Origin of the sequence: Haloarchaeobius iranensis, assembly GCF_900103505.1 — an archaeon.
Lineage (GTDB): Archaea > Halobacteriota > Halobacteria > Halobacteriales > Natrialbaceae > Haloarchaeobius > Haloarchaeobius iranensis.
Genome location: NZ_FNIA01000006.1, coordinates 178,543 through 199,367, shown reverse-complemented (window position 1 = coordinate 199,367; position 20,825 = coordinate 178,543). Strand labels below are relative to the sequence as shown.

Annotated in this window: 22 protein-coding genes and 1 pseudogene; 15 read left to right on the top strand and 8 right to left on the bottom strand. The window is 69.1% G+C overall.

Annotation, left to right across the window (positions count from 1 at the left end; genetic code table 11):
- Nucleotides 1-306, top strand: a pseudogene (locus BLT27_RS07380) (IS5/IS1182 family transposase); the annotation flags it as partial.
- Nucleotides 307-324: 18 nt separating this feature from the next.
- On the opposite strand, the gene BLT27_RS07375 reads toward BLT27_RS07380, so the two are convergent.
- From BLT27_RS07375 to BLT27_RS07365, 3 genes are all read right to left on the bottom strand, one after another.
- Entirely contained in the window at nucleotides 325-594 is a 270-nt protein-coding gene (locus BLT27_RS07375; RefSeq protein ID WP_089732413.1) for a GNAT family N-acetyltransferase, read from the bottom strand.
- A 55-nt stretch (nucleotides 595-649) separates the two neighbouring features.
- Nucleotides 650-1,225, bottom strand: coding sequence for a GNAT family N-acetyltransferase (locus BLT27_RS07370; RefSeq protein ID WP_089732411.1), 576 nt, complete (start codon nucleotides 1,223-1,225; stop codon nucleotides 650-652).
- A 62-nt stretch (nucleotides 1,226-1,287) separates the two neighbouring features.
- Nucleotides 1,288-1,824 (bottom strand): DedA family protein, encoded by a 537-nt coding sequence (locus BLT27_RS07365; RefSeq protein WP_245707655.1) that lies wholly within the window; start codon nucleotides 1,822-1,824, stop codon nucleotides 1,288-1,290.
- 285 nt (nucleotides 1,825-2,109) lie between these two features.
- On the opposite strand from BLT27_RS07365, the gene BLT27_RS07360 reads away from it, so the two are divergent.
- The 4 genes from BLT27_RS07360 (at nucleotide 2,110) to BLT27_RS07345 (ending at nucleotide 5,600) form a co-directional block, all read left to right on the top strand.
- Nucleotides 2,110-2,397 carry a hypothetical protein gene (locus BLT27_RS07360; RefSeq protein WP_089732407.1) on the top strand — a complete coding sequence of 96 codons (288 nt, stop codon included), beginning with the start codon at nucleotides 2,110-2,112 and terminating at the stop codon, nucleotides 2,395-2,397.
- Nucleotides 2,398-2,479: 82 nt separating this feature from the next.
- Nucleotides 2,480-3,463: a porphobilinogen synthase gene (gene hemB, locus BLT27_RS07355; protein WP_089732405.1), complete on the top strand. Its 984-nt coding sequence runs from the start codon at nucleotides 2,480-2,482 to the stop codon at nucleotides 3,461-3,463.
- 324 nt (nucleotides 3,464-3,787) lie between these two features.
- Nucleotides 3,788-5,254 carry an ammonium transporter gene (locus BLT27_RS07350; RefSeq protein ID WP_089732403.1) on the top strand — a complete coding sequence of 489 codons (1,467 nt, stop codon included), beginning with the start codon at nucleotides 3,788-3,790 and terminating at the stop codon, nucleotides 5,252-5,254.
- A complete protein-coding gene (locus BLT27_RS07345; RefSeq protein ID WP_089732401.1) occupies nucleotides 5,247-5,600 on the top strand; it encodes a nitrogen regulatory protein GlnK1 in 354 nt (117 codons plus the stop codon). Before BLT27_RS07350 ends, BLT27_RS07345 begins: the two co-directional genes overlap by 8 nt.
- 459 nt (nucleotides 5,601-6,059) lie before the next feature.
- Here the strand turns inward: BLT27_RS07345 and BLT27_RS07340 are convergent, their stop codons facing one another.
- Nucleotides 6,060-6,953 (bottom strand): DMT family transporter, encoded by an 894-nt coding sequence (locus BLT27_RS07340; RefSeq protein ID WP_217639105.1) that lies wholly within the window; start codon nucleotides 6,951-6,953, stop codon nucleotides 6,060-6,062.
- A gap of 139 nt (nucleotides 6,954-7,092) precedes the next feature.
- Here BLT27_RS07340 and hemL point away from each other — a divergent pair, with 139 nt between their 5' ends.
- From hemL to BLT27_RS07315, 5 genes are all read left to right on the top strand, one after another.
- Nucleotides 7,093-8,433, top strand: coding sequence for a glutamate-1-semialdehyde 2,1-aminomutase (hemL, locus tag BLT27_RS07335; protein WP_089732397.1), 1,341 nt, complete (start codon nucleotides 7,093-7,095; stop codon nucleotides 8,431-8,433).
- Between the two features lie 62 nt (nucleotides 8,434-8,495).
- Nucleotides 8,496-9,134: a class I SAM-dependent methyltransferase gene (locus tag BLT27_RS07330; RefSeq protein WP_089732395.1), complete on the top strand. Its 639-nt coding sequence runs from the start codon at nucleotides 8,496-8,498 to the stop codon at nucleotides 9,132-9,134.
- Between the two features lie 179 nt (nucleotides 9,135-9,313).
- The gene (gene hemC / locus BLT27_RS07325) at nucleotides 9,314-10,402 is read left to right on the top strand and encodes a hydroxymethylbilane synthase (RefSeq protein ID WP_089732393.1); all 1,089 of its coding nucleotides are present in this window, start codon (nucleotides 9,314-9,316) and stop codon (nucleotides 10,400-10,402) included.
- On the top strand, nucleotides 10,399-11,151 hold the full coding sequence (gene cobA, locus BLT27_RS07320) for a uroporphyrinogen-III C-methyltransferase (protein ID WP_089732391.1): 753 nt from the start codon (nucleotides 10,399-10,401) through the stop codon (nucleotides 11,149-11,151). Before hemC ends, cobA begins: the two co-directional genes overlap by 4 nt.
- A complete protein-coding gene (locus BLT27_RS07315) occupies nucleotides 11,148-11,897 on the top strand; it encodes a uroporphyrinogen-III synthase (RefSeq protein ID WP_089732390.1) in 750 nt (249 codons plus the stop codon). Before cobA ends, BLT27_RS07315 begins: the two co-directional genes overlap by 4 nt.
- 222 nt (nucleotides 11,898-12,119) lie before the next feature.
- Here the strand turns inward: BLT27_RS07315 and BLT27_RS07310 are convergent, their stop codons facing one another.
- Complete coding sequence (locus tag BLT27_RS07310) at nucleotides 12,120-12,716, bottom strand: cupin domain-containing protein (protein WP_089732389.1); 597 nt, start codon at nucleotides 12,714-12,716, stop codon at nucleotides 12,120-12,122.
- A 102-nt stretch (nucleotides 12,717-12,818) separates the two neighbouring features.
- On the opposite strand from BLT27_RS07310, the gene BLT27_RS07305 reads away from it, so the two are divergent.
- Nucleotides 12,819-14,234 carry a RecJ family nuclease gene (locus BLT27_RS07305; RefSeq protein WP_089732388.1) on the top strand — a complete coding sequence of 472 codons (1,416 nt, stop codon included), beginning with the start codon at nucleotides 12,819-12,821 and terminating at the stop codon, nucleotides 14,232-14,234.
- Nucleotides 14,235-14,240: 6 nt separating this feature from the next.
- Here the strand turns inward: BLT27_RS07305 and BLT27_RS07300 are convergent, their stop codons facing one another.
- A complete protein-coding gene (locus BLT27_RS07300) occupies nucleotides 14,241-14,837 on the bottom strand; it encodes a hypothetical protein (protein ID WP_089732387.1) in 597 nt (198 codons plus the stop codon).
- Nucleotides 14,838-14,928: 91 nt separating this feature from the next.
- Here BLT27_RS07300 and BLT27_RS07295 point away from each other — a divergent pair, with 91 nt between their 5' ends.
- Complete coding sequence (locus tag BLT27_RS07295; protein ID WP_089732386.1) at nucleotides 14,929-15,543, top strand: DUF2238 domain-containing protein; 615 nt, start codon at nucleotides 14,929-14,931, stop codon at nucleotides 15,541-15,543.
- Here the strand turns inward: BLT27_RS07295 and BLT27_RS07290 are convergent.
- Both BLT27_RS07290 and BLT27_RS07285 read right to left on the bottom strand, forming a co-directional pair.
- On the bottom strand, nucleotides 15,489-15,875 hold the full coding sequence (locus BLT27_RS07290) for a hypothetical protein (RefSeq protein WP_089732385.1): 387 nt from the start codon (nucleotides 15,873-15,875) through the stop codon (nucleotides 15,489-15,491). The two genes, BLT27_RS07295 and BLT27_RS07290, sit on opposite strands and share 55 nt — an antisense overlap.
- Before the next feature lie 105 nt (nucleotides 15,876-15,980).
- Nucleotides 15,981-17,741, bottom strand: a complete 1,761-nt coding sequence (locus tag BLT27_RS07285; protein ID WP_089732384.1) for a vWA domain-containing protein — start codon at nucleotides 17,739-17,741, stop codon at nucleotides 15,981-15,983.
- Between the two features lie 508 nt (nucleotides 17,742-18,249).
- Between BLT27_RS07285 and BLT27_RS07280 the strand changes: the two genes are divergently transcribed.
- The 3 genes from BLT27_RS07280 (at nucleotide 18,250) to BLT27_RS07270 (ending at nucleotide 20,825) form a co-directional block, all read left to right on the top strand.
- Nucleotides 18,250-18,567: a DUF5783 family protein gene (locus tag BLT27_RS07280; RefSeq protein WP_089732383.1), complete on the top strand. Its 318-nt coding sequence runs from the start codon at nucleotides 18,250-18,252 to the stop codon at nucleotides 18,565-18,567.
- 309 nt (nucleotides 18,568-18,876) lie between these two features.
- On the top strand, nucleotides 18,877-19,248 hold the full coding sequence (locus tag BLT27_RS07275) for a NifU family protein (RefSeq protein ID WP_089732382.1): 372 nt from the start codon (nucleotides 18,877-18,879) through the stop codon (nucleotides 19,246-19,248).
- 74 nt (nucleotides 19,249-19,322) lie between these two features.
- Nucleotides 19,323-20,825 (top strand): sulfatase family protein, encoded by a 1,503-nt coding sequence (locus BLT27_RS07270; RefSeq protein WP_089732381.1) that lies wholly within the window; start codon nucleotides 19,323-19,325, stop codon nucleotides 20,823-20,825.

Here is a 20,825-nt window from a genome sequence, read left to right as displayed (position 1 = left end):
GCGGACGACCTGCTATCAGTGGCTGCCGACAAAGCCTTCCACAACTGGATCACGAAATACGAGTTCTACGCACTCGGTGTCGAGCCACTCATCTTACAGCGTGGATCAAGACCGTTGACGCTAGGACATAACGCGCTCATCCGGGCAAAAGGCTACTCTCAGCGCTGGATGGCCGAAACATCGTATTCGACAACGAAGCGCTCGCTCGGCGATGCCGTGCGAGCGCTCGGCTGGTATCGACAGTTCCGTGAAATCGTCCTCATGTTCGCCATCTCCAACATAGAACCGCTCTGTGAACCTCTCTAACCATGACTCAGCATCTATTCAACACGGCAGTATCTTGAACAGCACGATGTCGCCGACGGGCTCGGGGCCGTCCTCGCCGTCGACGCAGATGAGCAGGTTCACCGAGTCGTCGTCGGAGACGACGTTCTCGAAGAACTCCTGGGTCTGCTCGCTGTTGACGGGGTCGGCGCTGGTCAGCGGTCGGCGGACGCGCGCGTCGTTGACGTTCCGGTTGAGCAGGTCGAGGTCCTCCTCCTCGATGGTCCGGAGGGTGACGCGCTCGCCGGAGAGGAAGGCGGCTCCTGGCATGGAGGGAGGTCGAGTGCCCCGCGAAAAAGCCGTTACGGCGGTGTGTGACGGCTTCTCAGCCGTCGCCGTCGCGCCACTCGTCGGCGAGGAGTCCGTAGTCGTGGACGTCGACGTGCTCGCCGCGGACGAACTTCGCGTCGCGGGAGACGCCCTCCTCGCGGAAGCCAAGCGATTCGAGCAGGCCGCGGGAGGCCTCGTTCGTCGAGAGCGCCCGGGCCTCCATCCGGTGGAGGCGACGGTTCCCGAACGCGTAGTCGAGCACGAGCGAGACGGCCTCTTTCGAGTAGCCCTCGCCGTGGACCGCGGGAGAGAGCCAGTACGCGACCTCGCCGTTGCCGGCGCGCTCGTTCACGTGGAAGAAGATGACGAAGCCGATGGGCTCGACGCCGTCCTCGGTGACGAAGCGCTCGTCGTAGCCGGCGTCGTCGCCCTCGACGCAGACGAGGAACTGCGCGCCGTCGCCGTCGGTGCCGATGTGTTCGCGCTGTTCGTCGAGATTCGTCGGGCCGACGAGCGTCATCGGGTCGCGGATGCGCGGGTCGTTCGCGTGCGTGGCGAGGAACTCGGCGTCCTCGTCCTCGACGGTTCGGAGGGTGACTCGCTCGCCAGTCTCGAAGATTGGACCGGGCATGGCTGGACGGTCATCCGAACGACACTAAGCCGTTGCGGGAGCCTGCGTCCCTATCGCACACCTCAGAGGAGGCCAAAGGGGTTCAGCTCGACAGCCAGCAGCGCCGCGGCCGCGAGCCAGGACTCGAAGACGAGCGTCCCGAGCGCCGACAGCGCGGCGAACTCGCGGACCTTCATCTCGCTCACCCCCGCCGGCACCGTCAGCATCCCGCGGGTGAAAAGCAACGCGTTGCTCACCGGCACCGCCGGGCGGCCGTAGCGGTGGAACCAGCCGTCGAAGCGGTCGAGGCTGTCCTCGCTCACGCGGAACCAGGGTTTCTCCAGCAGCCACTCCCGCCCCCCGCGCTGGGCGAGCAGGAACAGCAGCGTCTGGCCGGCCGTCGCCCCCGCCACCGCGATGGCGAGGATGAGTGCCACCATCACCACGTTCTCGCCGCCGCCGGCGAGCACGCCGATGCTCACCGGGACCAGCGCCTCGCTCGGCGCGAAGTAGAGCAGCATCGCCCCCTCAAGCACGAAGATAGCGAACAGCGCGACCAGCCCGTAGCGGTCGATGAGCGAGCGGGCGAGCGCCTCGTCGCCCCAGACGAACAGCGCGATGCCCGCGAGGCCGGCGAGGAAGAACGCGCCCGCGACGACGAGCAGGCCGTAGTCCTCCGCGAACACCCGGACCCTGCTCCGGCCGTCGCTGGCGTCGTCGTCGGTCGTCCCTGCATCGGCGGCCCCGTAGCCACCGTCCGCGCGTTCGTCTGCCATCGCTCTGGAGTGGTCGGTCGGCAGGTAAATCGTTTCCGCACCCGGACGACGGCGGGAGGGCCGGCCGGCGACGACCGCCCTCCCGGTCGGTGGATTCATTCCGTCAGTGGCGGTACTGTCGGGGAGACGATGGAGCCGAGACAGTGCTACGTCGTCGGCCTCGGACTGTGCCTGGTCGGCGGGCTCGCGACGGTCGTGAGCCTCGTGCTCGCCGGGGCCTTCGGGGTCGGCGCCATCGCGCTCGCGGCGACGGGTACCTTCGTGCTCGCGCTCGATAACGTCCCCGACCGGGAGCCGTTCGACATCGAGCCGACGCTGGCCCACCGCGTCGCCACCTGGGGCGGGGCGGTCTTCACGCTCGTGGCCGGCATCGTCATGCTCGGTATCGGCGTTCTCTCGGCCGTGACGTTCGCGTGACGGTCGGCCACACCGGCTCCCTCACTTGTCCCGACGCCCGACGGACGGTGCGGTTTTTAGGCTCGCCGACAGAGGCCCGAGTATGGACCTCAGGAACCGACCGCGGCGGCTGCGCGGCGACGGGGTGCGCGGGCTGGTCAGCGAGACGAGCCTCGCGCCGTCGGACCTCATCGCGCCGGTGTTCGTCGACGCGACGACCGACGAGCGGGTGCCCATCGAATCGATGCCGGGCCACGAGCGGGTGCCGGTCGACGAGGCTGTCGCCCGCGTCGAAGAGGTGCGCGAGACGGGCGTCGAGGCGGTGATGCTGTTCGGCATCCCGACCGAGAAGGACGCCGAGGGCTCGCGCGCCTGGGCGGGCGACGGCATCGTGCAGGAGGCGACCCGGCGCGTCACGGCCGAGACGGACGCCTACGTCGTCACGGACGTCTGCATGTGCGAGTACACCGAGCACGGCCACTGCGGGCTGCTCGCCGAGGGCGCGCGCGAGGGCGAGGGACTCACCGTGGACAACGACGCGACGCTGCCCGCGCTGGAGCGCATCGCCGTCTCGCACGCCCGCGCCGGGGCGGACATGGTCGCCCCGTCGGGCATGATGGACGGCATGGTCGCGGCCATCCGCGAGGCGCTCGACGAGGACGGCCACGACGAGGTACCCATCATGAGCTACGCGGCGAAGTACGAGTCGGCGTTCTACGGCCCGTTCCGCGACGCTGCCGACGGGGCACCGTCGTTCGGCGACCGCCGGCACTACCAGATGGACCCCGCGAACCGTCGCGAGGCGATGCGCGAGGTCTCCCTTGACGTCGAGCAGGGCGCGGACGTGCTGATGGTCAAGCCCGCGCTGCCGTACCTCGACGTCGTCGCGGACGTGCGTCGGGAGTTCGACCACCCCGTCGCCGCCTACAACGTCTCCGGCGAGTACGCGATGCTGCACGCCGCGGCGGAGAAGGGCTGGCTCGACCTGGAGGCGGTCGCCCACGAGTCGCTCCTCTCCATCAAGCGCGCCGGCGCGGACCTGATTCTCACCTACTTCGCGGAGGACGTGGCGCGGTCGCTCTCGTAGGCGCGACACCCGTCCACGCCGCCGCTCGGTCCGTCGGTGGTCGCTCGAACGACAGCTTCCACCGTCCACGACTGTTCGATTTTCCCCCACGAACGCCCACGAAACCGCTCGATAAACAACCTTGTATGGATTATATTTGCTATTAAGATGGACGAATGCGAATTAGGGCAGATTATTATGGACGTATGTCAACGCTAACCATTATACTGTTGCTTCCCATGTCCTGTGACCGTAGAACATGAGCACGAGTATGGCGGTATTGCTGGGAAACGTGGACGAACGTGCAGAAGATGGCAACACTTGCGCGAAGCCGGTGGTGGTGGGATGCTAGAACTCCTGCCCCTGCAGTCGGAGGCACAGGCGATCGCGGACAGCATCAACTACGTGTGGGTGCTGGTGGTCTGCTTCCTCATCTTCTTCATGCAGCCGGGGTTCGCGCTGCTCGAGGCCGGGCAGGTGCGGGCGAAGAACGTCGGCAACGTGCTGACGAAGAACATGACGGACTGGGCGCTCGGCGTCCTGACGTACTTCGTCGTCGGGGCCGGCCTCGCGAGCATCGTCGGGATGCTCACGTCGGGGTCGGGCCTCGACGTGATGGCTGCGTTCTCCTACATCGGCGCGCCGGGGTCGACCGGCTGGATCAACTGGGTGTTCGGGGCCGTCTTCGCGATGACGGCGGCGACCATCGTCTCCGGTGCGGTCGCAGAGCGCATGGACTTCACCGCGTACGTCGTCTTCGTGGTGGTGCTGACGGCACTCATCTACCCGACGGTGCAGGGGCTCACCTGGGCCGGCGGCCTGCTCTCGGGCCCGACGCCCGACGGCACCGGCGGCTTCATCGGTGAGGCCCTCGGCGTCGGCTACCTCGACTTCGCGGGCGCGACCGTCGTCCACATGGTCGGCGGCCTCGCCGGCCTCGTGGCGGCGAAGATGGTCGGCCCGCGCAAGGGTCGCTTCGACGAGAACGGCGACAGCCAGCCCATCCCGGGGCACTCGATGCTGCTCGCGGTGCTCGGGACGCTCATCCTCGCGTTCGGCTGGTACGGCTTCAACGTCGGCACGCAGGCCACGGTCCTGGCGGTCGCGGAGGACGGCTCGCTCACCTTCATGGGCGCGGCACTCGGTCGGGTCGTCCTCGTGACGACGCTCGGCATGGGTGCCGGCGCGGTCGCCGCGATGGCCGTCTCGACGGCGTGGCAGGGCAAGCCGGACCCGCTCTGGATGGCGAACGGCCTGCTGGCCGGCCTCGTGGCTGTCACCGGTGCGGTCCCGCACGTCACCTGGTGGGGCGGCCTGCTCATCGGCGCAATCGGCGGCGCGCTGGTGCTGCCCGCCTACCGCTGGACCGTCGACACGCTGCAGATCGACGACGTCTGTGGCGTCTTCGCGGTCCACGGCGCGGCCGGCGCGGTCGGCACCATCCTGATTCCGGTGTTCGCCGCGTCCGGCTCCGGAACCGCCATCCTGGGTGATAGCTGGGCGTTCCTCGGCGTCGATCAGCTCGCCATGCAGGTCGTCGGCGTCGCGGTCATCGGCACCTGGACGGTCCTCGCGACCGGCGTCACCGGTCTCGTGGTCGATGCGACCATCGGCCTCCGCGTCTCCGAGGAGGAGGAGGAGGCCGGCCTCGACGCCGGCGAGCACGGCATCTCGACGTACCCCGAGTTCGTCGGCGACAGCGGCCCCGAGGCGTCCCGCCGGACCGTGAGCGCGGACGGCGGCAGCGTCCAGACCGACGGCGGCGTCGACGATGCGGCCGACCCCATCGACGGAGGTGAGGCCGATGACTGACAGCGACATCGAGATGGTCGTCGCCATCATCCGGCCCGACCGGCTGACCGACGTGAAGCGCGCGCTGGCGGCGGTCGGCGCGCCCTCGCTGACGGTGACCGACGTCTCCGGCCGCGGCTCACAGCCCGCGAAGAAGAGCCAGTGGCGCGGCGAGGAGTACGTCGTCGACCTCCACCAGAAGGTGAAGGTCGAGTGCGTCGTCGCCGACATCCCCGCCGAGGACGTGGCCGAGGCCATCGCCGACGCCGCCCACACCGGCGAGAAGGGCGACGGCAAGATATTCGTCCTGCCGGTGGCGGAGGCGTATCAGGTTCGGACGGGCAAGACCGGCGTCGACGCCGTCTGAACGCGGTTCCAGTAGTTGCTTTTTCTGGTGGTCGTTGGACTGGCGCAGCTGTGGCTTCGAACCGGACCGAGATTCCTTCCGTTACGGGAACGACTGTTCCCGACACCGGCCAGAAAGCCCCCGCCGTCTCGGCTCCCGGGCCTCGCTGCGGTCCTCGCTCCGCTGTCGTTCGAAAGAGCGCTCCGCGCTCTTTCGTGATGACGAGAGAGCTTCGCTCTCTCGAACCACGGTCCTTACTTCGGCCGGGCTCGCCGAGACGACGGCCCCTTTCAGTCCCACCCGTCCGCGACCGCACCGCACCTCGTACCTCCCCAGCCTCCTGCGCTCCTCGGTCGCAGGCTCCCTGCGGTGCTCGTCCCTCGCGCGGATGGCTCGACGTGCTCCCTGCGGTCGCGCAGTCTCGCCAGCCGCGCGCCACCCGGTTAGTTGACCTACCACCGACCGCGGTCCACGAACTTACTAACTCGCAACCGCCGCCCGCAGGGCCTCCCGTTTCACGAGCACGAACCCGACGCAGATGACGAGGAAGCCGACGACGGTGTTCGTGGAGACGACCTCGCCGAGCCAGTACCAGCCGACGAGCGTCGCGAACACGGGGGCGACGTAGCCGACGAGGTTGATTTCGACCGGGCCGAGCCGGTCGAGCAGCCCGAAGTAGAGCAGGTAGCCGACGGCCCCGGCCGCGAGGACGAGGTAGCCGAAGGCGACGACGAAACGGGTGGAGAGGGCGACGGTCTGTGGCTCCCCGGCGACGAGACTCCCGAGGTGGAGCAGCGGTCCCCCGACGAGCATCATCCAGCCCTGCCGGGCGGCGACACCGAGTGCTGGACTCTCCCGACGGAGTCCCACGGCGGCGAGCGCGAACGCCGCCGCGCTCGCGAACAGCAGGGCGACGCCGAGGGGGTCGGGCGCGTCGACGGCCATCGGGCCGGGGACGGCGAGGATGGCGGTGCCGACGAGGCCGAGACAGACGCCGGCGACCCGGGAGGGCGTGGGGCGGGCGCTGTCGAGGAACGCGGCTGCGAAGCCGACGCTCCAGATGGGGACGGTCGCGAGTACGACCGCACCGATGGCACCCGAGACGCGCGCCTGCCCGACGAACAGCAGGCCGTTGTGGACGGCGACGATGCCGACGCCGCCGACGAGGACGGCCCGCACGTCGGCCCTGCCCGGGACGATGGACTGCCCGCGGACGAGCGCGTACGCCAGCACGACGATGCCGATGGCGTCGAACCGGAGCGCGGCCATGAGCAGCGGGTCGACGCCGGCCTTCGCCGCGCGGATGGCCGGGTACGAGGCTCCCCAGAGGGCCGCGAGGGCGAGGAAGCCGAGCAGGTTCTCGTGACGTCTCACAGTTCGGCCGAGGAGAGGTCCGACAATAGGACTTGCGTGGTGCCAACGCTCAACATGGTTACCCGGGTCCGGTGCCGGACAACGCCGGCCGACGCGGCAGTGAGACAATCCTTTTACCTCCCCCTCCGAACGCCCGGACATGAACGAGGAGAACTCGCGGAACCTGTACGACCGGGCACTCTCTGTCATGCCCGGCGGGGTGAACTCATCGGTGCGCGCAGCCATCGAGCCGTACCCGTTCTTCGTCGAGCGCGGCGACGGCGGCCACGTCGTCGACGCCGACGGCAACCGCTACGTCGACTGGGTGATGGGGCTCGGCCCGCTCCTGCTCGGGCACGACCTCCCGCAGCCGGTCGAGTCGGCGGTGCAGAAGCACGCGAGCAACGGGCCGATGTTCGGCGCGCCGACGCCCATCGAGGTCGAACACGCCGAGTTCGTCACCCGACACGTCCCGAGCGTCGAGATGATACGGTTCGTCAACTCGGGCACCGAGGCGACCGTCTCGGCGGTCCGGCTCGCCCGCGCCTACACCGGCCGCGACAAGGTGGTCGTCATGCAGGGCAGCTACCACGGCGCGAACGACTCCACGCTCGTTGAGGGCGAGGGCACACACGTCAGCCCGTCCAGCCCGGGCATCCCCGACGACTTCGCCGAGCACACCATCGCGGTGCCGTTCAACGACCACGAGGCCGCCCAGCACGTCTTCGAGGAGCACGGCGACGACATCGCCTGCGTGCTCGTCGAGCCGGTCCTCGCGAACTACGGCATCGTCACGCCCGCCGACGAGTACCACGAGACCCTCTCGGACCTCTGTGACGACCACGGCTCGCTGCTCGTGTTCGACGAGGTCATCACCGGCTTCCGCGTCGGCGGCCTCCAGTGCGCTCAGGGCGAGTTCGGCATCGACCCCGACCTCACCACGTTCGGGAAGATCATCGGCGGCGGCTTCCCCGTCGGCGCCATCGGCGGCAAGGCCGAGGTCATGCGCAACTTCACGCCCTCCGGCGACGTGTTCCAGGCGGGCACGTTCTCCGGCCACCCCGTCACGATGGCCGCCGGGCTGGAGACGCTGAAGTTCGCCGCCGAGAACGACGTGTACGACCACGTCAACTCGCTCGGCGAGCAGCTCCGCCGCGGCCTCACCGAGATCTGCGCCGACCAGGCCCCCGAGTACACCGTCGCCGGGCTCGACTCCCTCTTCAAGGTCATCTTCACCCGCGACGGCCCGGACGACCTCGACGGCCAGTGCGAGGCGGGCTGCCGCCAGCGCACGGCCTGCCCGCGCTACGAGTACTGCCCGAAGAACGGCGGCGACGTGGCCGCGGGCGAGACAGACCGCTGGCGGCGCGTCTTCTGGCCACAGATGAAGGAGCAGGGAATCTTCCTCAGCCAGAACCAGTTCGAGTCCCAGTTCGTCTCCTACGCTCACACCGAGGAAGACGTCGAGGAGACGCTCGAGGCGTACAAAGAGGCGTTGTAGGCTCAGGTACGGCGGTCGGCCCGTCGCGGCCTCTTTCTCGCTCCGACACCTACGGTCGGCCGATGACCGACGACCCGGTCCTCTCCGACACGGACCGCGCGAAGCTCGACTCACGCTCGGACGACGCGTTCTACGACCAGCCCCGCTTCGTCCACCACGTCGACGAGGGCTTCCGCGAACGCCTCACCGACCTGTACCGCGAGCACCTGACGGACGGCGACCGTGTGCTGGATGCCATGTCGAGCTGGGTCTCCCACCTCCCCGACGACCGCGAGTTCGGCCGCGTCGTCGGCCACGGACTGAACGAGGCCGAGCTCGCCGAGAACCCGCGACTCGACGAGTACGTGGTCCAGAACCTCAACGCGGACCAGCGTCTCCCGGCCGCTGACGGCGGTTTCGACGCGGTGCTGTGTGCCGTCTCCGTCCAGTACCTCCAGTATCCGACCGCCGTCTTCCGCGAGTTCTATCGTGTCCTCGCTCCGGGTGGGGTGCTCGTCGTCTCCTTCTCGAACCGCACGTTCCGCACGAAGGCCATCCGTGCGTGGCGCGAGCGGTCGATGGACGAGCGCGCCGCCCTCGTCCGGTCGTACTGCGAGAGCGCCGGCTTCGACCGCGTCGAGACCGTCAGCGACGAGCGACGCTCCGTCCTGCCCGGGGTCGGCGGCGACCCGTTCTACGCGGTCGTGGCCGGCAGGGGATGATTTTGTATCGCAGTATGTGATTTACTACCCGGTCGGGGGCGTAGGCCGATCGACACCCGTCAGAACGCCGTTCTCCGTCGGAACCGGCCGCAGCACGTCTCGAAACCGGAACGGCGGGGTGTGTCTCCCGCCGACTGCAAACTGGTGGGCTTTTCACCGTCGGCCACCGACTCACTCGCATGAGAACACGTGGGACCATTCGGCTGGCGACGCGAGGCTCCGACCTCGCCATCCGGCAGGCGACGACGGTACGCGATGCGCTGGAGGAGCGACGCTACGAGGTGGAGCTCGTGGAGGTCGAGACCGAGGGCGACAAGGTCCGCGACGAGCTCATCGCGAACCTCGGCAAGACCGGGGCGTTCGTCCGCTCGCTCGACGAGAAAGTGCTCGACGGCGAGGTCGACGCTGCCGTCCACTCGATGAAGGATATGCCGACCGAGATGCCCGACGACCTCGTCGTCGCGGGCATCCCCGAGCGCGCACCGGCCGGTGACGTGCTGGTGACGCCCGACGGCACCGAACTCGAGGACCTCGAGCCGGGCGCAGTCGTCGGCACCGCCTCGATGCGTCGGCAGGCACAGCTCCTGCACGACCGCGACGACCTGACCGTCGAACCCATCCGCGGGAACGTCGATACGCGGGTCGAGAAGGTGCTCGCGCCCCACCTCCAGGCCGAACACGAACGCCGGACGGAAGCGGAGAAGGACAAGAAGGGTAACGTGGGGAACGACGATTTCGAGCCCGAGTTCGACCGGACCGTCGAGGAGTGGTTCGACGACAGGAGCGAGATCGAGCGCCGCGCGCTCGGCCGCGAGGTCGAGACGGGCTACGACGCCATCGTCCTCGCCGAGGCCGGACTCCAGCGCTCCGGGCTGGCCCACCACGTCGAGTACCAGCGGCTCTCGAACGACTCGTTCGTCCCCGCGGCGGGACAGGGCGCACTCGCCGTCACGGCACGCGACGGTGAGACCGCCGAGGAGCTGCACGAGGTGCTCGACTTCCCGCGGACCCGGGTCGAGACCACCGTCGAGCGGACCGTCCTCGCCGGCCTGAACGGTGGCTGCATCGCCCCCATCGGCGTCCACGCGGTCCTGCAGGGCGAGTACGTCCACACGGCCGCACAGGTGCTGCACCCCGACGGCGACGACGTCGTCCAGCAGCGCCGGGACATCCCGGTCGAGACCCACGTCGCGGCGGCGAAGGAGTTCGCCGAGAACCTTCGCGACGCCGGCGCGGACGACCACGTCGCGGCCGCTCGCGAGCGATGACGGGCTTCGTCTACCTCGTCGGGAGCGGCCCCGGCGACCCCGACCTCATGACCGTGAAGGCTCGCCGGCTGCTCGACGAGGCCGACGTGGTGCTCCACGACAAGCTTCCGGGCCCGGAGATACTGGGCACCATCGACGAGGAGCGCCGCGAGGACGTCGGCAAGCGCGCCGGCGGCGAGTGGACGCCCCAGGAGTACACCAACAGACGCCTGGTCGAACTCGCCGAGGCGGGCAAGACCGTCGTCCGGCTGAAGGGCGGCGACCCGTTCGTCTTCGGTCGCGGCGGCGAGGAGGCCGAGCACCTCGCTGCACACGATATCCCGTTCGAGTACGTTCCCGGCGTCACCTCGGCCATCGCGGGCCCCGGCGTCGCGGGTATCCCCGTCACGCACCGCGACCACGCCTCCTCCGTCTCCTTCGTCACGGGCCACGAGGATCCCACCAAGGCGGAGTCAGCGGTCGACTGGGAGGCGCTCGCGGCAACGGGTGGCACGCTCGTCGTCCTGATGGGCGTCGGGAAGCTCCCCGACTACACGGCCGCGCTCCGTGAGGCCGGCATGGACCCCGCGACGCCCGTCGCGCTGGTCGAGCGCGCCACCTGGCCCGACATGCAGGTCGCAACGGGCACGCTCGACACCATCGTCGACGTCCGCGACGAGGCAGGTATCGAACCGCCCGCCATCACCGTCATCGGCGACGTGGCCGGGACGAGAGACCGCGTCGTCGAGTTCCTGAGAACCCGCACATGACCACGAGAGACACCACAGTTGCCGTGTTCCGCCCGGACGACGAGCGCCTGCGCGACGCCGTCTCCCTCGTCGAATCGCTCGGTGCGACGCCGGTCCCGGACCCGATGCTCGAGGTGCACGAGACGGGTGCATCGCCTCGGACCGACGCCGAGTACACCATCCTGACGAGCAAGACCGGGGCCGAACTCGCCCGCGAGACGGGCTGGGAGCCGGGCGAGACGACGGTCTGTGCCATCGGTTCCGCGACCGCCGAGGCGTTGCGCGATCAGGGGTACGAGGTCGACCTCGTCCCCGAGGAGTACTCCTCGACCGGGATGGTCGAGTTGCTCGCCGGCCGCGTGGAGGGCGCACGGGTCGAGGTCGCCCGGAGCGACCACGGTAGCGAGGTGCTGCTCGCGGGGCTCGAGTCGGCCGGCGCGTACCAGCACGAGACGGTTCTCTACGAACTCGTCCGCCCCGAGGGCGCCGGCGAGTCGGCGGAACTGGCCGCCAGCGGCGACCTCGATGCGGCCTGTTTCACCTCCTCGCTGACCGTCCAGAACTTCCTCACTGCGGCCGAGGAGCGGGGCGTCCGGACTGAGGCGGTCTCGGGGCTGGACGACGCCGTCGTCGGGGTCATCGGCGAACCGACCCGCGAGACGGCCGAGACGGAGGGTATCGCGGTCGACGTGGTGCCCGAGCAGGCGGAGTTCGACGAACTGGCCTGTGCGGTCGTCGAACGGGCGGGTCCGACGTATCGGGACTGAGCGAAGCTACTGTTTTCGAACGGAGTGGGCTTTCTAAGGCCTGTTTGCTCACTGTGGATAGCGTGCGACCTGCCCCGACGATACACTATATTTCGCGATACAAAATGCGTTCCCGGCCGGAAACGGCGGGCTCCGTCGAACCCCGCTGCTCGGCGTCGTCGGTGACTCTCTGGACGGTTCGGCGGCGAGAACGGGGGCGGGGCGGTCCGTGGCGCCGCTCCGTCAGGCAGTGTCGATGAGATGTCGCCGTTCGGCCGGCACGTACTCGGGGTACTCGTGGCCGTAGCCAAGCCGGCGGGCGGCGGGAGCCAGGACACGAACGCCGGCACGCTGGAGCCACGTCGGGAGGTGCGAGAGGTAGAGCAGGTCGTCGAACTCGTCGATGACCGGCGCGAGCCGGAGCGGGTTGAGCGGCATCCCTGAGGGCGTCGTCGCGTAGTCGCGGCCGAGGCCGTAGGTGACGTACATGAACAGCTCCGTGTCGAGCGCGGGCCTGACCTCACCGACGAGGTGGAGCTCGTCGTCGCCAGCGTTCCAGAACCGGTGCGGGTCTCCCGCCGGGACGGTCGCACTCTCTCCGGGTCCGACCAACCGTTCCGTGCCGTCGTGCCAGACACCGAGCGTGCCCGCTCTGACCTCGAGGTACTCGTCCTGCTCGGGGTGGACGTGGCGCATCGGTCCGTGTGAGTCGGGCGGCGGAGCCAGCCACATCTCGAACCGGGCGTACTCGCCGTCGGTCTCCTCGGCCGTCGCCAGGTAGCGCACCCGCTTGCCGCTCCGGGGCGCGTCGACGGCCGGTGTCGCACTGTCGTCCGTCATTGGTGGCGGTACGGCGACCGGCCTGAAAAGCGTGCGCCGAGCCCGGCGTCGGGACCGCCCCACCCGAGGCTTTAACCGCGATTGTGACCCATGCTCCGACGAATGTCCGCCACGTCACCGGTCCCGGAACTCGCCGACCGCGCCGCCGCCTGCGCCGAGCGCCTGCGCGCCGCCGAGGCGGTGCTGCTCGCCTCGCACATCGACGCCGACGGGCTCACCAGTGCGGCAGTCGCCTCCAGCGCGCTCGAACGCGCCGACATCGACCACGAGGTCGTCTTCGAGAAGCAGCTCGACGCCGAGCGTATCGCCGCCATCGCCGAGACCGACTACGACACCGTGCTGTTCACCGACTTCGGCAGCGGGCAGATCGACGACATCGTCCCCCACGAGGAGCGGGGGGCGTTCACGCCGGTCATCGCGGACCACCACCAGCCCGGCGAGGCAGACACGGAGTTCCACCTCAACCCGCTGCTCGAGGGGATCGACGGCGGCTCCGAGCTCTCGGGCGCGGGCGCGGCCTACGTGCTGGCCCGGGCGCTCGAGGGCGACGGCGACAACCGCGACCTGGCCCGGCTGGCCATCGTCGGTGCGGTCGGGGATATGCAGGACCAGGACGGCGAGCTCCACGGCGCGAACGCGGCCATCGTCGACGACGGCGTGGCGGCGGGCGTCGTCGAGAGCGGGACCGACCTCGCGGTGTACGGCAAGCAGACCCGCCCGCTCCCGAAGCTGCTGGAGTACGCGAGCGACGTGCAGATCCCCGGCGTGACGAACGACCACAACGGCGCGGTCGCCTTCCTCGAGGAACTCGACGTCGACTGCCGGGCGGACGGCGAGTGGCGTCGGTGGGTCGACCTCACCGCCGACGAGCGCCAGACCGTCGCGAGCGCGCTGGTCAAGCGGGCGGTCGCCTCGGGCGTGCCCGCCGACCGGATCGACGAACTCGTCGGGACGACGTACACCCTCACGGCCGAACCCGAGGGCACCGAGCTCCGTGACGCCAGCGAGTTCTCGACGCTGTTGAACGCCACCGCGCGATACGAGCGCGCCGATGTGGGGCTGGCGGTCTGTCTGGGCGACCGCGACGATGCACTGACGTCGGCCCGCACGCTGCTTCGGAACCACCGGCGGAACCTCTCGGAGGGGCTGGAGTTCGTGAAGAACGAGGGGACGACGGCGGAGGCGCACGTGCAGTGGTTCCACGCGGACGACCGTATCCGCGAGACCATCGTCGGCATCGTCGCCGGCATGGCCCTCGGCGCGGGCGGCATCGACCCTCGCAAGCCCATCCTTGCGTTCGCGAACGAGAGCGACACCGAGGTCAAGGTCTCAGCGCGGGGTAGCGGTGCGCTCGTTCGCAAGGGACTCGACCTGTCGGTCGTGATGCGCGAGGCGTCCCAGGCCGTGGGTGGCGACGGCGGGGGGCACGTCGTCGCGGCCGGGGCGACGATTCCACGGGGTGAGGTCGAGGCGTTCGTCGCGGAGGCGGACCGGCTGGTGGGGGAGCAGCTCGGCTGACCTCGGTCACTCGAAGAACCGGGCCGGAACGTGCTGTGCGACCGGCTCGGGGAGCGCTCGGGCGAGCGCGGACCACACCGCGGCGAGCCGCTTCCTGAGCGCCACGTACACCGCGCCGACGGCGAGCAGCGCGAGTGCGAACGCCGGCACGGGGTCGGGCAGGGTCATCGCCGGGACTGCCAGCACGGCCGCGGTCCCCAGGTCGTGGGGCGAGCCGTCGTAGGGGACGAGGCGCTTCGGCGCGAGCCAGCGCCCGTGGTAGTGACTGTAGACGGCGCGCTCGGACCGGCCCTCCCACGGTCGGAGTTCGAGGCCGCCGCCGTAGATGTCCATCACCGGGTGGAGCGCCACGGCGACGAGGAACGTCGCCAGCGCGACGGTCGCGTTCGTCGGGACGGCGACGGCGAGTGCGACGGCTCCCCCTGCCGGAATCCACCCGTACACCGGGTAGTGAAGCGTCTTCCGGTGGCCGGCGTATATGTCGAGGTCGGGGAACAGGCTCCCGGCGAGCCCCATCACCGCGACCGTCGCCGGGTCGCCACCGACGACGACTGCGAGCGCGGCGAGGACGAGCCCCGCCAGCGCGTGGGTCATGGCCATCATCACGCCTCCGTACGAGGCGCGGCCTTACTAATCTGTCCCCTATGGAAGGACAGAGGGTGGGTTTTTGTCGCCGCCGGAGCTACCACGCTGTATGGACCGCTTCCGGCTGCTGAATCGGGCCCTCCAGGTCGGCCTCGTCGTGGTCTTCGCGTTCGGCGTCCTCGCTCGCAACGTCAGCGTCGTCGTGAACGCGCTCGCGGGCTTCGGCGTGACGCTGGTCCCCGCCGTGCTCGCGCGTGACCGTGACCTCCTGCTCGACCCACGGTTCGCGCTGGTCGTCACCGCCGCCGTCTTCCTGCACTCCATCGGCATGATCGGGCTGTACGACCGCGTCTGGTGGTGGGACCACCTGACCCACACGTTCTCGGCGACCGTCGTCGCCGTCGTCGCGTACACCGTCGTCTGGGCCGTCGACGTCCATCGGGAGGACATCCACCTCCCGCCGCCGTTCACCGGTCTGTTCGTGCTCGCGTTCGTGCTCGCGATGGGCGTACTCTGGGAGGTCGCGGAGTTCCTCGCCCGTGAGGTCGCGATCAGGCTCGGGCAGGAACCGGTCCTCATCCTCTACGGACTCGAAGACAGCATGTTCGACCTGCTGTTCAACCTCCTCGGGGGCCTCGTGGTGACGGTGTTCGCGACGACACGACTGCGTCACTGGGGCGAGGACCTCGCCGGCTGGCTCGACCGACGGCTCGAGGCCAGATAGAACCCGTCGAGCGCGAGTCCCGGCCCGTGACCCGCACTCGGTTCCTCGCGGAGGATGCGGACCGCCGGCAGGTCGTCGTCGCACCCGAACCGCTCTACAGATTCGACACCGGCCTCGGTGAGTACGGGCTGGCGGGCGTTGTCGTCGTGTTCCTCTCGCCCGGTGTCCCGGACGCCGTGGTCCGTCTCGTCGCCGGCTGCTCGGACCGCGACGTGCGGAAGATACTTGCCGTCGTCACCGTCGGCGGCCGGTTTCCGTCGCGACGCCGCGGGAACAGGGCTGTTCTCGCGGTCGGTGGCACGCTGCCGGCAAGCTATTCTATATCTCGACATGTGGTTTATGAAGTACCGAGCGAGGGCCGAAGCTTGTCATCCAGAGAACACGCGAACGGGACAAAAAAGCCGGTTCAGGCCTCGAAACGGCCGTACGTCACACCGTCACCGTCCGAGTCGCCGAGTCGTCACACCTGCCTCGACCAGCTGCTCGAGCACTGCAAGCTCCCGCGAAAGGCTCTCGTCGCCGATTTCGGCCATCTCGGACTCGAAGTAGTCGGCGAACGACTCGAAGCGCTCGGCGTACTCCGGCGAGACGGCCAGGTCGGTCGACTGGCGCTCCCAGCGTCCGAGGTCGTCGTACTCGACGGGGCTGATGCCGTCACCGGGTGGTTCGCCGTCGTCCTCGCGCATGGCGACCGCCCAGTTGCGGCAGAGGTCGGCGTAGCGGGTCAGCAGGACCGCCTTCCGGACGCCCGTGTTCGCGAACTGCTCCGGGCCCCCGTCGGGGAAGGTGACCGTCGCGGTCGTCTCGCTCGTCTCGCCCGCTCTGTCCTCCCAGCTCGCTCGTAGCTGCAGGGAGCCGCTCTCACCGGTCTGACGGAGTTTCGCGAGCACGACCCCGCCTTTCGTCGCCCCCTCTTCACGGTCCGAGGCGAACAGGGTGTTGACCTGCATGACCTCGCCAGTGGACTCTTCGGCGGCAGAGGTGCCGTACACCGTCTCTATCTCGTAGCCAGCGGCGTCGAGTTCGAGCGAGAGGTCGAACACGAGCGGCGTGACCATGTACTCGAAGCCGTCGGTGACCCGCTGTTCGAACTCGTCGGCCGAGTGGACTGAGTAGTGGTTCGCGCCGCGCACGCTCGTGATGGCGTCGACGATCTCGGTGTTGAAGTCGACGCCGACGCCGACGAACGTCGCGTGGACGCCGCGCTCGGCCTCGCGCTCGAGCCGGCCCTGGAGACCGCTCTCGCTGGTGTCGCCGAGGTTCGGCATCGCGTCCGTGAGCACGGCGATGCGGTTCTCGTAGACGTCGGGGTCCGCGTCGGCGACGTCGTCGAAGAGGGCGCTGGCCTCGTCCAGCCCGGCCGAGAGGTTCGTGCCGCCGCCGGCCTCGATGTCTGCCTCGATGTGGCCGCGGATGGCGTCCATGTCGGTCGTCTCGACGGTGTTCAGCGGCTTCGCGACCGTCGCCTGGTTGTTGTAGAGGACGACGCCGAAGCGGTCGCCCGGGCGGAGCTGCTCCGTCAGCGAGGCGAGCGCGTCGCGGGCGACAGCGATCTTCGGGCGGGAGTCGGGTTCGTCGCCGCTCTCGTCCTCGTCGTAGTGGTACTCGTCGAACGGCGAGTCCATGGAGCCGGAGACGTCGAGCACGACGACGAAGTTGAGTCGTTTCCGCTCGAAGTCGTCGGCGTCGAGGCCGGAGTTCAGGCCGACCGAGAGGTAGCGTTCGGTCTCGCCCGACAGCGGGTCGGCCGAGACGGCGGGTGCGTAGCGCGGGCAGAACAGCGAGTCGCAGTCGCCGGCGCTCCCGGTGTCGAAGTAGTAGTCGTAGAAGAGCCCCTCGTAGGGCATGTCGCTGGGCAGCGGGAGGTACCCCTCCTCGACGTTCTGGCGGAAGTTGTTCACGTCCTTCGCGCCGCCGGCGGCGAGTCCGACGCTGTTCCCGGTGGAGGTCTGCGCGGAGTAGGTGACGTTCGCGCCGCCGCTGCCGCCATTCGAGCCGGCGCCACCGCCCTGGCCGATGTCGGCCGGGTCGAACTGCCAGTCGTCGACGAGGCTGCCCGGTGGCGCCGTCGTCGGGAGGTCGGTGGGCCCGTCCGTTGCGGGGTCGTTCCCCGGCGTCGAACTGGTGCTACAGCCGGCCAGCGACGCGGCCGTCGCCGTCGCCAGCGCGAGGAACGAGCGTCTCTTTCGTGGGGACATACGGCTCTCTTTTTTCGCGACGCACATAACGTGATTCCAAGGTGAAATCCCGATTTCAGCCAGCTCGCTGCCTGAGGCGGTGTCTCTGTGTCCGTCGGCTGCTCGTCGGCCCGCCGCCAATAAATCGGATGCCACTATACGAAAACGGCTCCCGGTGTCGCACGACGGTGCCGCCGGTCGGTAGCGAGCGCGGGAGTGTTCGGTCGCACGGGGCGACCCGGCGCGGCTCCACCCAGCTTCGGCTCCGCACACGGTCACGGGATGATTTTTTGTCGCTCCTGCCGAACAGTGGTCGTACCGACGAGGTGAGAGGACCCCCGCCCGGACCATGGAAGACGAGAGCCGATTATCGACGCACGACACAGGGAGGGAGCCGTTCGAGCTGGTCGTCGACGAGTCGCTCGCCGTGGTCGAGCGGCGCCGGCGCTGACGGCGGTGTCCCGAGGACGGCCAACTCCCGGACCTCGGAAACGCCCCACTTTTGACCGCCCTGTCCCTTCCTCCACGCATGACCGAGTTCGACCCCGAGCGCTTCGAGGCCGAGAAGTACGTCGACTACTTCCCCCAGCTCCAGCGCGCCTACAAGAACGCGTTCGAGACGATGAACGAGGAGTTCGACTCGACGCTCATCCACGGCATCGACCAGCAGGTGCTCAACGAGTCCGAGCCGTTCTACGACGAGGACGAGGGGTTCACCGTCGAGCTGCCCGACGACCCCTACGACCGGCTCACGGCCGTCGTCGTCGACGAGGAGAAGTTCGACGCGGTGATGGAACGCTACCGCGAGGAGATCCGGAGCGAGCTCCGTCGGGTGTTCGGGCTGTAGTCGGGTCCCGTTCCGGCGGGCTTCCCCGACGGCTGGTGGCGGCGCCGGGTGTCAGAGTTCGCGGCCGGTCTCCTGCTCTGCGACCTCCTCGACCCCTTCCGAGATGGCCTCCGTCGCACCGCCGTCTCGGAACCCGTCGATCGCCTCCAGTAGCACCGTGAGGACGTTCATGTCTGCCTGAGAGACGATACCGAGTAGCATAAACGTTCGCGCCATGCCGGACGCGGGTGAACGGAGGGGAACACCCGCCATCGCGGGGCGAATACGTGGTGCGCAAAGTTTAGGGACGCCCGTCCCGAAACTCGGAGCATGAGCACCGAGACACAGGGCGGCGACGACCTGGAGGAGCGCGTCACCAACTTCCTCCGTCGGAACTTCCCGCAGATTCAGATGCACGGCGGCAGTGCGGCCATCCAGGACCTCGACCGCGAGACGGGCGAGGTCACCATCCTCCTCGGCGGTGCCTGCTCCGGCTGTGGTATCTCCCCGATGACCATCCAGGCCATCAAGAGCCGCATGGTCAAGGAGATCCCCGAGATAGAGCAGGTCCACGCCGACACCGGCGGGGAGGGTGGCGGCCACGGCGGTGGCGGCGGCCAGTCCCCCTCGTTCCCCGGCGAGACCGTCGAGGACGGCGACGACGGCAACGAGACGGACGAAGGCCCGCAGGCCCCGTTCTGAGGCCGCCGCCGTCGAACCGACTTCGCTCCGGGCAAAACAACAGTTCTTAATCCTTCGTCCCCCCGAGGCCGAGTATGAACCCCACAGACGGGCGGAACGTCCTGTTCGTCGTGATGGACACGGTCAGGAAAGACCATCTGTCCGTCTACGGGTACGACCGCCCGACGACGCCCGGCCTGGAGGCGTTCGCATCGGAGGCCGCAGTGTACGAGGGTGCGGTCGCGCAGGCACCGTGGACGCTCCCGGTGCACGCCTCGCTGTTCACCGGGCTGTACCCGAGCCAGCACGGGGCCAGCCAGGAGAACCCGTATCTGGAGGGGGCGACGACGCTCGCAGAGACGCTCGCGGAGACGCATCGGACGGCGTGTTACTCCTCGAACGCGTGGATCACGCCGTACACCCATCTCACGGACGGCTTCGACGACCAGGACAACTTCTTCGAGGTGATGCCCGGCGAGTTCCTCTCCGGACCCATCGCCCGCGCCTGGAAGGCGATGAACGACAGCCCGACCCTCCGACGGGTCGCCGACTGGATGGTCTCGGTGGGGAACAAGATACACGAGTACACCGCCTCGGGCGAGGGCGCCGACTCGAAGACGCCGCAGGTCATCGACCGCACGCAGGAGTTCATCGCCGAGGCCGAGGCCGACGGCGAGCACTGGTTCCAGTTCGTCAACCTGATGGACGCCCACCTGCCGTACCACCCACCCGAGGAGCACCGCGAGGCGTTCGCCCCCGGCGTGGACTCGGCGACGGTGTGCCAGAACTCGAAGGAGTACAACTCCGGGGCGCGCGACATCGACGACGACGAGTGGGACGACATCCGCGGGCTGTACGACGCCGAGATACGCCACATCGACGCCGAACTCACGCGGCTGTTCGACTGGCTCAAGGCCGAGGGCCACTGGGAGGACACGCTCGTCGTCGTCTGTGCGGACCACGGCGAGCTGTTCGGGGAGCACGGCCTCTACGGCCACGAGTTCTGCATCTACGACCCGCTCGTGAACGTTCCCTGCATGGTCAAACATCCGGCGCTCGACCCGGGACGGTACGACCAGCAGTTCGAGCTGCTCGACCTCTACCACACCGTCCTCGACCACGCGGGCGTCGAGACGGCCGTCGGCGGCGGCGTCGACCCGGAGCCTGCCCGGTCGCTGCTGGACGACTCCCACGGCGACCGGGAGCAGGGCGAGTACGCCTTCGTCGAGTACTCCCGGCCCGTCGTCGAGCTCAAACAGCTCGAGGGGAAGGCCGCCGACGCCGGCATCACGCTCGACGAGGACTCCCGGTTCTACTCCCGGATGCGGGCGGCCCGCCGGGCGGACGGCAAGTACGTCCGCAACGAGCGCATCCCCGACGAGTTCTACCGGCTCGACGAGGACCCCGACGAGACCGACGACCGTCGCGGCGAGGGCGACCCGGTCGAGCGCGAGGTCGAGGCCGCCCTCGCCGAGTTCGAGGACCGCGTCGCCGACGAGTGGGACGGCAACTGGTCGACCGACGACGGCGACGGCGAGCTCGACGAGATGAGCGACACCGCGAAGGAACGACTACAGGACCTCGGGTACATGGAGTAG